The organism is Pseudoalteromonas rubra (assembly GCF_001482385.1).
Classification (GTDB): Bacteria; Pseudomonadota; Gammaproteobacteria; order Enterobacterales; family Alteromonadaceae; genus Pseudoalteromonas; species Pseudoalteromonas ardens.
Genome location: NZ_CP013611.1, coordinates 602,148 through 614,105, shown reverse-complemented (window position 1 = coordinate 614,105; position 11,958 = coordinate 602,148). Strand labels below are relative to the sequence as shown.

Annotated in this window: 15 protein-coding genes; 2 read left to right on the top strand and 13 right to left on the bottom strand. The window is 46.6% G+C overall.

The features are described from left to right. Window positions 1-14 precede the first annotated feature (14 nt). From AT705_RS02735 to AT705_RS02695, 10 genes are read right to left on the bottom strand one after another with little or no spacing between them, the layout of a single operon-like run. Window positions 15-338 (bottom strand): hypothetical protein, encoded by a 324-nt coding sequence (locus AT705_RS02735; protein ID WP_058795387.1) that lies wholly within the window; start codon window positions 336-338, stop codon window positions 15-17. Between the two features lie 5 nt (window positions 339-343). Beyond that, the gene (locus tag AT705_RS02730; RefSeq protein WP_058795386.1) at window positions 344-1,240 is read right to left on the bottom strand and encodes a hypothetical protein; all 897 of its coding nucleotides are present in this window, start codon (window positions 1,238-1,240) and stop codon (window positions 344-346) included. Then, window positions 1,237-1,401, bottom strand: a complete 165-nt coding sequence (locus AT705_RS25150) for a hypothetical protein (RefSeq protein ID WP_157576639.1) — start codon at window positions 1,399-1,401, stop codon at window positions 1,237-1,239. The genes AT705_RS02730 and AT705_RS25150 overlap by 4 nt, the downstream gene beginning before the upstream one ends. Continuing rightward, a complete protein-coding gene (locus AT705_RS02725) occupies window positions 1,398-1,835 on the bottom strand; it encodes a hypothetical protein (protein WP_058795385.1) in 438 nt (145 codons plus the stop codon). Before AT705_RS02725 ends, AT705_RS25150 begins: the two co-directional genes overlap by 4 nt. Before the next feature lie 11 nt (window positions 1,836-1,846). After that, a complete protein-coding gene (locus AT705_RS02720; protein WP_058795384.1) occupies window positions 1,847-2,290 on the bottom strand; it encodes a phage virion morphogenesis protein in 444 nt (147 codons plus the stop codon). Window positions 2,291-2,293: 3 nt separating this feature from the next. Beyond that, on the bottom strand, window positions 2,294-2,629 hold the full coding sequence (locus AT705_RS02715) for a hypothetical protein (RefSeq protein ID WP_058795383.1): 336 nt from the start codon (window positions 2,627-2,629) through the stop codon (window positions 2,294-2,296). Between the two features lie 23 nt (window positions 2,630-2,652). Next, the gene (locus AT705_RS02710) at window positions 2,653-3,123 is read right to left on the bottom strand and encodes a phage protein Gp36 family protein (RefSeq protein ID WP_058795382.1); all 471 of its coding nucleotides are present in this window, start codon (window positions 3,121-3,123) and stop codon (window positions 2,653-2,655) included. Between the two features lie 42 nt (window positions 3,124-3,165). Then, window positions 3,166-4,101: a hypothetical protein gene (locus AT705_RS02705; protein ID WP_058795381.1), complete on the bottom strand. Its 936-nt coding sequence runs from the start codon at window positions 4,099-4,101 to the stop codon at window positions 3,166-3,168. A 9-nt stretch (window positions 4,102-4,110) separates the two neighbouring features. Beyond that, window positions 4,111-4,497 carry a hypothetical protein gene (locus tag AT705_RS02700; RefSeq protein ID WP_058795380.1) on the bottom strand — a complete coding sequence of 129 codons (387 nt, stop codon included), beginning with the start codon at window positions 4,495-4,497 and terminating at the stop codon, window positions 4,111-4,113. Further along, window positions 4,490-5,641 (bottom strand): hypothetical protein, encoded by a 1,152-nt coding sequence (locus tag AT705_RS02695; RefSeq protein WP_058795379.1) that lies wholly within the window; start codon window positions 5,639-5,641, stop codon window positions 4,490-4,492. Before AT705_RS02695 ends, AT705_RS02700 begins: the two co-directional genes overlap by 8 nt. Window positions 5,642-5,812: 171 nt before the next feature. On the opposite strand from AT705_RS02695, the gene AT705_RS02690 reads away from it, so the two are divergent. Together AT705_RS02690 and AT705_RS02685 are read left to right on the top strand one after the other, a co-directional pair. After that, window positions 5,813-6,556 carry a potassium channel family protein gene (locus AT705_RS02690; protein ID WP_058795378.1) on the top strand — a complete coding sequence of 248 codons (744 nt, stop codon included), beginning with the start codon at window positions 5,813-5,815 and terminating at the stop codon, window positions 6,554-6,556. A gap of 329 nt (window positions 6,557-6,885) precedes the next feature. Continuing rightward, a complete protein-coding gene (locus AT705_RS02685) occupies window positions 6,886-7,572 on the top strand; it encodes a hypothetical protein (protein ID WP_058795377.1) in 687 nt (228 codons plus the stop codon). 601 nt (window positions 7,573-8,173) lie between these two features. Here the strand turns inward: AT705_RS02685 and AT705_RS02680 are convergent. Genes AT705_RS02680 through AT705_RS02670 form a run of 3 tightly spaced genes read right to left on the bottom strand, consistent with a single transcriptional unit; the run spans window position 8,174 to window position 11,935 of the window. Further along, window positions 8,174-10,852 carry a sensor histidine kinase gene (locus tag AT705_RS02680; protein ID WP_058795376.1) on the bottom strand — a complete coding sequence of 893 codons (2,679 nt, stop codon included), beginning with the start codon at window positions 10,850-10,852 and terminating at the stop codon, window positions 8,174-8,176. A 51-nt stretch (window positions 10,853-10,903) separates the two neighbouring features. After that, a complete protein-coding gene (locus AT705_RS02675; RefSeq protein WP_058795375.1) occupies window positions 10,904-11,425 on the bottom strand; it encodes a hypothetical protein in 522 nt (173 codons plus the stop codon). 12 nt (window positions 11,426-11,437) lie between these two features. Beyond that, the gene (locus tag AT705_RS02670) at window positions 11,438-11,935 is read right to left on the bottom strand and encodes a helix-turn-helix domain-containing protein (protein ID WP_058795374.1); all 498 of its coding nucleotides are present in this window, start codon (window positions 11,933-11,935) and stop codon (window positions 11,438-11,440) included. Window positions 11,936-11,958 lie beyond the last annotated feature (23 nt).

Sequence of the window (11,958 nt, the reverse complement as noted above, 5' to 3'; positions counted from 1 at the left end):
CCTGGCAACATCGATTAGTTTTTTTCCTGTACGGCGTATTGCGCCTGTAAACAAGCTGTGGCCAAACGATTGGCAATACCCGGAAAGGCCAGCATTTCAGCTTTTACACCTTGTGAGTAGGGCACGTCTTCACCTTCGTCAGTAAACCCAGTCCAGCCAACTAATAACTGGCTAACGATTTCAGGGTCGGACGTTTTATTCTTGTTTATGTCGTCTATATCAGCCTGAGTAACGAGCTTTACCAGGGCGGTAAACTTAAAAGCTACCCCACCAAGTTCAAAGTCTATGGGCATTTCAATTCGTACGTTTTTCAGGTTTGCTAATTTTTTTAGTTTCATAGGGATCACTCAAATACTAACGTTATTTCATCATAGCCCGCGTCTGAGGGCACCAGTTTGCCGTCAAACTCATAGCCAGTCAGTTCGCTGTCCAGGTTGGTGTATTTTGGTACCGGCATTTGGTAGCGGCCCAAAATGGTTACCCGATTACCGGCGCTACTACCGTGGTTAAACTCAAATGTCTGGATACTGCCGGTGGCGTTAAACGGGTTAAACAGTGCCAGGGTTTCTGCGGATACGGTCATATTGGCCGTACTCTCGTGGCCTGTGATCATGATCTCGTCATGGTTAATAGCCCGGTCAAAGATCACGTTATTACCAAGATCAACCGTGAGTTTATGTAGCGTCCGGTTAGCACCATCCAGTTTAAACGCACTGCTATTGGTCACGCCCAAAGTGCTGGGTTTGGCCCAGTTAGACCAGTTGGCCTCTGGCGGCGCGCTCGACGCAATCGGCGAGCTAAACAGCCCTTTAAACTGCCAGTTAATCATCGGGCGGCCTTTTTCCAGGCTAATGCTCATGTTGCCCATCATCTGGTCAATCTCATGGGTGTTATTGCCAAATCGCAGCAGGCATTTAGCGGCGGTGGCTTCGCCTTTGGTATAGGTGACTGCCGTCGAGGTCGACACCTGCACCAGGCCACAGGCCAGCAGCAGCGGGCCAATGGCCGGGGCATTACCCGGCGTGCCACTCACAGCCAGCGGCGTTTTAAAGTTTATGGATACATGCTGGCCGTAGTAAATTTCCATGGTAGCCCCCGAGTGCGCGCGCTCCAGTTCGTCGGCTTCGGTCTCCGTCTCAATGCTAAACTCCACATCAGACGCGTACACAGCATGGCTGCCTAATAGCGTGGTACCGGCACTGGCGGCCAGTAGTATTTTGTCTTTAAATCGCCAGCTCATACTTTAGCCTCCGATAGTCTATCGCCGTCGAGTACCAGGCAGCCTTTGGCCTGGCTATGGTTACGTCGTTTTTGTGCCAGTGCGGCCTGCACCTGGGCAGCAATCGCTGCCGGGGTTAGGGGCTTTTGCTTGGCACTTGGTTGCTGTTTTTTGTCTGTCATACATGCACCTTTGCGTTAACAGTTACCAGCCCGCTTACACTAAACTGGCACTGGTAAATCAGGTTTTTGGTGTCCGGGTTAAACTCCACAATGCGGCCCCGGTGTAATTTTATGGGCTCATAGGGCGGTATGGTCAGCCCGGCTAAAGTGTGTTTAACCTGCTCACGGGCTTTGCGTACCTCGGCATCTGCCTGGCGGTTGGCCACACGAACAGGCACAATGATCATCACCGCAAAAATATCGGTTACCTGGTACTCGTCCTGGCCATTAATGCTGCTGGCCAGTTCGTAGTCATCATCGAGTGGCAACACACAAAACAGCGTGTTTTGTACAGGTTTGCGGCGGGCCTCGCTAAAATCAGCGGCATAATGGGTTTTAATACCGGCTCTATTTAAAGCGGCCTCAATTTGGTTTAAATCAAAATTAAACTGCATTTAAACCTCCGTTAAACCAGCCAATCGCTAACGATGCCTAAAACTTCCCCGGCCTGATATTGCTCAATACCAATGATGGGCCGGGCGGGCAGGGTGACACTGTGTTTGCGGCCTGCTTTACCACCAAAATGATGGATAGCCGAATACTCCTCACCCAGACCTTGCTCCAGCACGCCGTTATCAACATTGTGGGTTACCGAGCCCGCCAGGTTGCGTTTATCCGTCAGCGTAAGGCCTGGCACCTCAGGATCTCGACCTTGACCGGTTCGCGCTGCCTCCGACTGTTGCCAGCGGGTGCCATCCGGTGCCAGCTCATCTAAAAAGCGCTTGGTTACATCCATATCCAGGAACGCGCCTATATCGTCCAGCATGTCGTCGGGCGCTTTACTGCGCTGCTCAATTGTCTGCAGTGTCTCGATGCCATCGCCGGTTATATTGATATAAACGCCTGCCATGGTTTAATCCCACCCGCCAAAACTGGAGCTACCGCTATCTGATGATCCTCCCCAAGAGCCACCGTCAGAACAGCCGGAGAAACCAGAATTCACGCTCGATGAAGTGTCTGGTTCAAAAGCGGATGTCCCTGTGTCACTAAACGCAGGTGATGAATCACTGATTGCACTTCCAAAGTCTTCCAGCGCTTCGTATTCGTCGTTTGTCATATCCAGAGAACATACGTACACCCATGAATCAGTCTGAGTATCGAATACTTGCCGTCTGCGGTTATGTGTGCGGCGACGTGTATATCGTTTTTTATTACCCAACCCGAACAGCTTTTTAATTAAATTCCACATAATTAAACCTCCCCGTTAAATAATTAATACGCCTGCCAGTTAAACTGGCTACCAGGTGCAGCTGTGCGCACAGGCCCGTGCGATGCAGGCGCAGGTGCCTTTACCTGGATAACGCCTTTGGCAATCTTATCCAGCTCCTGCATGGCATTTTTTCGGCGGGCCAAAATGCTCTCGTCGGTATCGTTGTTACACAATTCGTAGCGCATCAGCTCGGCGGCAATGCCGCGCAAGGGCGAGCTGTCTATCTCTGCAGGTGTTAGCTCATAACTCGCCACATAACCAAAAATGGTGTTATTTACATTGGCAGCAGCGGTTTTAAACCAGTTGGCAACGGTGGTTTGCAAATCCGTTTCGGGCGTAGCAGTCAGCGCCAGGTTTAAGTCGTCCTCAGTGATTTGCTGCGCATCATAGCCAATTGCAAACCGCCCATTTGCAAACGCAAGCAACCCATTAACCCCAATGCTGTTTAATACGTGTGATGGGTCTACAAACATAAAACCTCCTATATAAGTAGAGGGGCCGCAGCCCCGGCTGGGTTAGGCTGGCGTAAACAGGTTCGTTAGCAACATGCCGTACTCTTTGGCGATAGCCAGCTCACGCACATTCTCACCGACCAGCACCTCAACACCACCATGCAGGCCCGCAGAAACGTCACGGCGAGACGAAACGCGTCCACCATACTGGGCCGTCATAGCAAAGGTCATGCGGCTGTTTTTGGTGCTAGCGAGCTGGTCAATGTAGGTCAGTGATAGGGCATTCCCCCAGGCACGTTCAAACTTAGGGTTTTCGCCTTTTTTAGCACCGTTTACCATCGCCTCGCCGATATGTATTTTGTCTATTCCGAGCGTGTCCTGGATAAATGCCATAGGCACCAACCCACTGTCGCCCAGGCTACCGTTGTACGCCTTGATCACATGTTTGTTAGAGCGCAGCTTTGTTGCCGTTTTACGCTGCAATACCATGGTATTGGGCGCGACCAGCATGTCGTCCATTAACTCCTGTAAAAATGGCAGCACATCGTTATTCGCGTCATCCAGGTATTTAAAGCCCGCGCTGCTCAGGTCATGGTTGTGGGCATAGTTGGCTGGGTTGGTATACAGCTTGGCTACTCGCAGTTCGCGCGCTAGCATCACCAAATCGGTGACCCCTTCGACGGCGTGGTTTAGTGGGTCATAGTGTGGCGGAGCTTCTTTAATATCGCTGTTTGGCACAACATCCGACAGGCCGTGTTCCTCTGTTTTGGCAGTTGTTTCTGTTTTTGTAAACTCAACCTGGTTAGGCTCAGACTTACGACCAATCAGTGTATCCGGCACAGTTAGGCGCTCAGCTAAGTCAAACACACTGTACTCAAACTTAGTACTACCAACCGGCACACGAGGGCACACATCGTCAGCAATCATTTTGTGGTTGCGATACGCAATCGCAATGGCGGTTTGCTCGGTGTTGGGGGTAAATGGTAAACCGTTGCTCATAACAGATCCTTACTTCACAATTAAATAGGGAGAGATGGTTGCACTGCCCACCGTGCCAAGCTTGCCGCTTTCAAGCGCGGTGCCTAACACCCAAATCTCGTTGTCTTCGGCATACAAACTCATATCGAGTTTAATGCCACGGCCCTCAGCATCCGACACCAGCGGGTCGCCCGGCATCACATCACCGCCATAGGTCACTTCGCCTGTCTGTGTCATGGTGACATCAACGCGATTTATTTCGTTGTCGCTCCCAAGCTCTGTCAGGCCCAGGATAGGGCTACTAACCCCAGAGGCCTGCGTAGCGGTAAAATCAGCACCGGTTGAAACGGCCGCAATGCGATATTTGCCGAGCGCACCGTCTGCAATGTAGTTTTTAATTAATCCTGGTCTAGCCATTTTTAGACTCCTGTTTTACATGCGCCATTGCCGCACTGATAGATATAGTGCGCCCTTGCTTGGCCTCAGACAGCTGAAAGTCTGAGGCTTTTGACGCCAGCTGTTCAGCCGTCAGCTCGCCGTCGCCTTCCTGGCCGTCGTGCGCGCTAAAGTCTTTCATTAGCCCGCCTTGCTCCGGCAGGGACTTTAAAAACGATTTGAAAAACTCAGCCGGTTTAACCGTGTTAGTGCCAGAGCCATCTGCTGCGGCGAATTCAAATGTTGCATCGTCTCCAGCTTCCAGGTTTGCCATAAAATCGGCCAGGCCGTCTGTGCTGGTAACGCGCGGCGCTTTGCCGCCATTGACTTCTGTGTCAATGAACGTCTGTGCTGCAATTTTTCGCTGGCTAAACTGCAGTTTCGCATTTTGCTGTTCGGCCGCGTCCAACTTGGCCTGCAATGCCTTCTCTTGATCTGTCGGTTCACTCACTTGGGTTTCCTCTTTTGGTGGGGGGGCGCTAAAGCGGTGGTCGCCATAGCGTTCTTTGTCTTTTTCGTGGTCGGCAATGGCGGTTTGGCGTTTCAGCCAGTCCGCATCCCAGTTGGGCATAACGCGGTCAGCAGTCTCTTTACCGTACTGCTCAATAAACCATTCGCGCAGATTGCCCATAAAGTCGGTAAGGGTGCGGGCTGCCTGCAATGCAACATCATCTACGCGCTCGTCCGCATCACTGGCAGCAAACTCAAAAACAACGCCAGGTTCATCGCCGTTGAACTGCCACGGCATACCAGCAACAGCAGGAGGCTTACCACCCAGGTAGCCAATATGGCCGAGTGTGTAGTTACCGGCTTTACCTTCTAGGCGTACACTGCGGTTGGGGTAGCGTTTGTCTTCTACCGCCTCTGCAAATTCAACGGCCACATCCTCAGCACGGGCAAACAGCGCACCATCTTCTACTTTCAGCTCGCTGGTCCAGCCCCATGCCGGGGCGTTCATATCTGGGTGGCCAATTACCAGCGGGCTGGTTTTGGGTGTAAAGTTGGTAACAACAGAATTGAGGTCAGCCTCGGTAAATTCCTGGGTTTGCCCGGATGAATCGGTATGCGTACCAGCCCGGAAAATCTCGAACCAGTCAAAATTGGTATTGGTTTTTTTAGCGGCCATCGTGCTCACTCACGGTTAATGATATGAGCTGATGTTAGCGGGGGAGTGGGGTTAAATTAGGTGTAAAACATTTTACATAACAAAGAGTAACTAAGTGCTAGCAATACTTCTTAGCCAGAAATTACTGTATCATGCAACCCAATTAAAAAGGAACATATCTCAGGTATTAACATGGCAAACTTTTTTAGAACAATATCTAGCAATCTGGGTCGCGTACCTAGCTCTGTTTGGGCGTTAGGCTACTTTGTTGTAATAATAGGCTTTGCTTTCTTGTATTTATTGAATTCAAGAGGGTTTTATCACTCCACTTCACATGCTGAATTTAATGTTCAGAAACTTGAAAGTGAATTTTCTGGGGATATCAAAAGGTATATCGACGAATTAGTTGGAAAATCTACAATACAAAGCCAGAACTTATCTCTTGTAAGATTTAACATACAGCCAGGCGAGCTAAAGGACATTAGTATCGGCTTCTCAATTGTTGTAGCCACTAATGATGGTGAATACGTTAGGGAAGAGCTCGCGCTAGTTCATAATTACGAGTTGGAGCCTAGTTGTGAAGATAGAGACAATGATGGATTCTTTTTTCCAATCGAATGTCACTTTTACGCCACCCTAAACCACCCAAATAGTCTTATTTTTGATTCTAAACTCGGTAAAACATCTGTTCCCATTGACGGAGTAACGTTTTTCAAATGGAAAGACTTGGCTGACGCTATTGAGGGCCAGCCTATAGACACCGAAGGTCAATTCCTTCGCATGCTGTACCTAAGCGTAGTCACAATAACAACCTTAGGTTATGGCGATATAGTGCCAACAACGGAGCTAAATAGATTCTTAGTTGGGCTCGAAGCTCTATTAGGAATTGTGCTTGCAGGTCTGTTCCTTAACTCATTAGCACGAGAAAGGGACTAGAAATAATTGCAGGTCCGCACTCGGGCCTGATCCCACATCGTAACTTTTACCAGCCAAATTACCACCCGCAACACCAACCACCTCAAACACGAGTTTAAACCCAGTTTAAAACCGGTTTAAAAACGCCTGAAACAGTTTAAACGATTTTAATGCAACAATACCTACAGCAAAATCATCGCAAAGGCGCTCAGGGCGCGTCTGAGCGAATTTGTATTTTGGGTGTAAAACGCCCAGTTAAAGTTACACGTATGAAATATTTCATTGTGAGGGCGTGCGCGTAATGTTAAAGTTTCTGCATTAAATTGCATTGTCATTAACAAGGAGTAGGCATGCGTTCAATACTCGCCCTTATGCTACTTATAACTTTAACTTCATTTTCTCCACTCGCTTCTGTATACATGCTTGAACCCGACCTGGAAGAAATGCAGGCAGAGTTCGAAAAAATGACGCCAGAAGAACAAGCCAAATACCTGGCAGAACAGGAAATGGCGATGAACATAACGCTTGCTGTCATATTAGTTATAGGTGGTGCAGCATTTACACTGAACCAGTATCGAAAGGGTAAATTCGACAAATCCTATATGTCCAGCTGGCACTACAACTGGTTGCGCCACCCTGATTACATGGAACTATTGCTAGAAGCCACGGCAATTACCTCAGTAGAGATGAAGAACCCAGACACTCGCTGGACATTTCACATAGCGCTGTCTTGCTACGAAACAACCATCGTCAGCTTACTGGCTAAAAGCAAAATTAAAAATCCAGCACTCAAAAGTGAGCTACTCGAATACGTGAACACAATGCAGGTATGCGAAACGGCATGGAGCCTGTACAACCACCCAAACATGAAAGTGCAGCACGACAAAATCGACATAAACAATGGCCGTGTTACAAAGCTAATAGAAGGGTTTGAGAGAGTAGAAGCAGCGATAACGGAGTTAGATGATACCTATCCAAAGTACAGCGAACGTATGGCGCACTACATGGCCAATAAAGATATCAAACTGGAAGCTTGAGGTTGCTCACACCTTAGTCACATTTTCTGTTGATAACTATAACTAAAGAAGAAAGGGGCCATCAGGCCCCGTTCTCTTATAAAGCTATCGCTCCAATCACAGCAACAGCTAGGTTGATAAACCCGGCAGCAACAGCATCTGAAATTTCAATCGAGACATTTACTTTCATAATGTCCTCCATCAAATTTGATTAAACACATATTGCTGTCTGAATCGGTTTGTTATACGCTTTGTTTTGTTGAAACTGCGAAAACCAATTGCAAACTGCAACGACCTTTTCGCGAAAGCACCATGTTCCACCATGGTGCTTTTTCTTTGCCTTCCGAACTTCCCGAAGAACAAATATCGCTACAAGTCACTAAGATAGGGCGGTCCGTTCAGTTTTGCAATAGAGCAACTTTCTACGGATTGTGGATAACATAGGGATATAATATTTATGTTAGTGGACACTAACTCCCCAAGACCTAGCACATAAGTTCAAAAAATAAAACAAATCTAAGCAGGCTATTTTTAGGTTTTTTTTATTTTTTCTTGCAGTCAATCAACTGTGTGTTTTTTGTGCACCAACAAAGATAGAAGCGGTCTGGGCTGCTTCTATCTATTACATCTTTGCCAGCATATCTCGCTGGATTTCGTCTTTGGTTGGGCACTCAGGTTCTATGAGAGGGAACATCATTGAAATACTCGTACCTTTCTTACCAGTCTTAATACGCAACTTAATATTCAATGCCTTGGCTATGTCCCTCATCGTATATAGGCCCTCACCAAAGTGCAGTCGTGATTTAAGTGGGATCCCTATACCGTCATCCTCGATACAAACCTCAAGCTGGTTTTTCAGCTTATGAATATTAACTTTCACAAACGTACCTTCTGAGTGAAGTATCGCATTATGCAACGCGTGATATACCACAGAGTAGACGTTGTTCTCCAATTCTTTATCCATCTTGAGTCGGCCTAGAGTAACGTCAAAATGAACTTTTATCTTTGCCTGCAGATTTGACTGCACCTGAAGTAAATCTAAGCCCGACTTAAGTTTCTGATCGCCTAAATACGGTCCGTTATGAGCAATCGGTTCAAGCAGCTCTAATACTTTATCTAATTTAACCAACCCTTCAGTCAACATGGTGTCGTCACCTGAGCAAAGAACTCTGGCCTGCTCAGCTAACATAGCCGCATGAGTAAGATTACTCCGCTGTAATTTTTCTCGGTTTTGGCGATAGACCCTGTGAAACGATTGAATCCAAAAGTGAACATAAAGACCAGCAGCAAGCAAGATAGAAACAACCAAGGTAATATAAACTGTAATTGCTGTAGGGGAGTTGTACCAAGCTGACTTAATCTCAAACCTGTACGTTACTGGCTCGCTCCAAGCCTCCCCAAGCCGCTGCCTGAACTCAACTACATAGCGGTCAGGAGCCAATTCGTTCAACTGTAGCATTGGGCTGTGCAAAGCTAACCACTCACCACCATTGAAACGGTATTCGTACTTAACTCGCTCATTATATGCATACTGTAAATTTGAAACCGCAATATCAAGCCACCCGTCCTCATCCAACGTTAAACTATCTCCACCTAATGTTATTCCGTTGGGTGATTTAACATAGCTCACGATTGGAGCGTCTAATTCAAACTCTCTGAAATCCGTGAGTTCCAGAAAGGCGCTATCGCTAACAGCATAGATACGCTCGCCGACAAGTCTGACACTACCGATCATAAAGGCATGGTCTTGAGTTTCTCGAACTAGCTGAGTCGCAAATTTGTTAGCTTCCAAAAAATGAATGCCATTATTTGTCAATAGATAAATTTTATTCTGGGCCTCGACGATCTCTTTGATATATTTCGGTGACGGAACTTTCAACCAGCCATCGCCATCTTTTCTATACAGCCCGTCGCCGTAGGTAGCCATGTAAATGTCACTGTTAAGTTTTGCGACGTCCGTAACTTTAGACTGCCCTTGATACTCATGAAATACAGAATTCGGCTCATTGGCCCGGACCAATCCGGCAGCTGTACTAATGTAAAGGTAGTTGTCAATCTCTGTAACATTCAATATCTCGTTGCTGATTAGCATCGAGTTAATAATATGAAAATCATCATATTCAAGCTTGGAATTAAAACGAACAATCCCGCTTTCATCCGTTGCCAGATATAATTGTTCGTCAATTACTGTTGAGTTGATCACATAGCCTTCAAAAATCGGTTCCACGACACGTTTGGCAACGTCAACAGAGTAGGCCCCATCATTAGTCGAAACAATCAGGTATCCCGCAAAAGTAGAAAACGCCGTGACTTCAAAATCAGTTCCTATCTGATCATTGAGCCAATCAACAGGCTTTCCGTCATTATAAACACCTTTAGTTGTTCCCACCCACCATGAATTATTTACGCGCTCTAAAATGTTGTAAGGTGAGCCAATAGTAAGAGTAGTTGCTCGGCTGCTGCCCTCTACAATTCCGAATTCGTTGATATTTAGACCCCAGAGCTGTTGCTTGCTATCAGCAAACAAGGATAGATACGTTTTCCGGGTAGAGTTTACTTGCGTACGAGTCCGCTCCAGAGTTGTTAACGAAGCCTCATTAACGCTGTCACCTTCAGTATAATAAACAAAGTAAGGTGCGATATATGTGAGGTTCTCCGCACGCTTTATCGAGTCATTGGTATGTACAGTACCTTGTAAACTTGAATAGTACCCGAGATGATCATTTGCGAAATACACCGCACCATGTGGCGTAACATCTATGTCGCCAACTTCAACAGTCTGTGACACTACATTTGTGCTCATGCCTTTTTGAAATTGGTAGAGCCCATCATTTGCTAGTGCATAAACGTTACCATACCCGGATTCTAAATCTATTATCTCAGATTTCCCTGATAGCCGGATTGCATACTCTCCTGTGCGCAACTTATACTCAAGAACACGGTTGGGTTCTTGAGTGAACAAACTGTCATGGGTAATAGCTATATTGGTTGCAGATGTTTCAGCAAATAGTCGAGCCTCAAGGCTCCTAAGGTCAATCGCCCATACAAGACCGGAATTATATAAAACGTACGCTATGTCGGTGTCACTGATCTCAATATCTCTTGCAAGACCAGGAGGCAAAGCCGAGAACACGCTCAAATTAAGAAGGTGCTCGCCATCATATCTGAGCAAACCTTCATGAGACGGGAAATAAACGTAATCACGGCTATCCTGAGCAACACTGCTAAGATGCTCAACCTCCAAGGCTGCTGCTCCACCGTGTAAAGCTAACGCCAGTAATGTAATCCTTGCTGAAAACATAGCTAAGAATTCCTTTTGAAAAAGGGAGGCGATACCTCCCCTTGGCCCTAATTATTCTACTGCTTGCGGGTTGTGGTTTCGTACACCACATCCCGCCAATACAACTGGAGGGAGTGGCGACGCTGAATCCATTTCAAAATTATCAACACTCGTTTCACTAATACTAACACGTGAAAGCATTTTGTTAAATTTGTTTTGCTGGCGTTTTTGCCAATCGAAGTTTTGCTCGCGGGGAGCAAGAATAAATAGGTAGGTGGGTTTTCTTGGGTCCGACTCGTTTTGCTTATTTTGCCACGCTTCCATAACTGATTGACCAGCGCTCTCTCCGTACAGGTGGGTGTAAGCAGCAGCGATTAATTGTGCGCCTGAATTACTCATAACCATTACGGCTGTGTTTTTGTAGTCGCTTCCACAGTCAAACGAGACATCGACATTGAGCGTGCTGCCATCTGGCAACAACAGATCAGCATTCATCCGCTGGACTTGCGCTCTGTCGGGTAAAGGTTCTAAAGCTACTGCTGATGAAGACAGTATTCCAATGAGTAGAGCTAATGGGGCAATTCTAATTTTCATATTATTTATCCTTCAGTAGGCCATAAAAAGCGCTCCCTCAGCAATGGTTTTAACCATGATTTCGTTAAAGTTATGTTCGAATGCTTTTTCAATTAACATTGGCCGTAACTTATTCCGAATTAAGAGTTCACGCTCCGCGTCAAGGTGTTTTGGTTCCAACAAATCATCCATTATTTCTTCAACTAAGGCCAATGCGGCCAATGCATCTTCGGTACTATTTCTAACACTACCGCTGGATTCAACAGTTGCCTTTTTTTCATTGAAAGTAGCGTCATTTAATTTGCTTTTGCTCTCAATATCAAAGATCTCATCAAGAGAGACACCCTTTTTGATGCAAGCTAAAACTATAGCTGCGTATGGAAGCGTCTCTTTCTTCCTCGCCATAGCTATCCCACTATGAGAGAGCCCAAGCTCTTCTGACAAAGCCCGATCACTACTCACACCAAATTTTTTTTGCAGCTTTGAGATCACGTCACCTATCTCAGACACCGCCATACTATCGGTAAACATTTTTAGCTGTCAACACCTAATTT

Excerpts from the sequence above, each read along its gene's own strand:
- AT705_RS02720 (WP_058795384.1), bottom strand. The coding sequence starts at position 2,290 with ATGGCAGGCGTTTATATCAATATAACCGGCGATGGCATCGAGACACTG.
- AT705_RS02675 (WP_058795375.1), bottom strand. The coding sequence starts at position 11,425 with ATGAAAATTAGAATTGCCCCATTAGCTCTACTCATTGGAATACTGTCT.
- AT705_RS02725 (WP_058795385.1), bottom strand. The coding sequence starts at position 1,835 with ATGCAGTTTAATTTTGATTTAAACCAAATTGAGGCCGCTTTAAATAGA.
- AT705_RS02730 (WP_058795386.1), bottom strand. The coding sequence starts at position 1,240 with ATGAGCTGGCGATTTAAAGACAAAATACTACTGGCCGCCAGTGCCGGT.
- AT705_RS02715 (WP_058795383.1), bottom strand. The coding sequence starts at position 2,629 with ATGTGGAATTTAATTAAAAAGCTGTTCGGGTTGGGTAATAAAAAACGA.
- AT705_RS02710 (WP_058795382.1), bottom strand. The coding sequence starts at position 3,123 with ATGTTTGTAGACCCATCACACGTATTAAACAGCATTGGGGTTAATGGG.
- AT705_RS02680 (WP_058795376.1), bottom strand. The coding sequence starts at position 10,852 with ATGTTTTCAGCAAGGATTACATTACTGGCGTTAGCTTTACACGGTGGA.
- AT705_RS02700 (WP_058795380.1), bottom strand. The coding sequence starts at position 4,497 with ATGGCTAGACCAGGATTAATTAAAAACTACATTGCAGACGGTGCGCTC.
- AT705_RS02735 (WP_058795387.1), bottom strand. The coding sequence starts at position 338 with ATGAAACTAAAAAAATTAGCAAACCTGAAAAACGTACGAATTGAAATG.
- AT705_RS02685 (WP_058795377.1), top strand. The coding sequence starts at position 6,886 with ATGCGTTCAATACTCGCCCTTATGCTACTTATAACTTTAACTTCATTT.
- AT705_RS02670 (WP_058795374.1), bottom strand. The coding sequence starts at position 11,935 with ATGTTTACCGATAGTATGGCGGTGTCTGAGATAGGTGACGTGATCTCA.
- AT705_RS25150 (WP_157576639.1), bottom strand. The coding sequence starts at position 1,401 with ATGACAGACAAAAAACAGCAACCAAGTGCCAAGCAAAAGCCCCTAACC.
- AT705_RS02695 (WP_058795379.1), bottom strand. The coding sequence starts at position 5,641 with ATGGCCGCTAAAAAAACCAATACCAATTTTGACTGGTTCGAGATTTTC.
- AT705_RS02690 (WP_058795378.1), top strand. The coding sequence starts at position 5,813 with ATGGCAAACTTTTTTAGAACAATATCTAGCAATCTGGGTCGCGTACCT.
- AT705_RS02705 (WP_058795381.1), bottom strand. The coding sequence starts at position 4,101 with ATGAGCAACGGTTTACCATTTACCCCCAACACCGAGCAAACCGCCATT.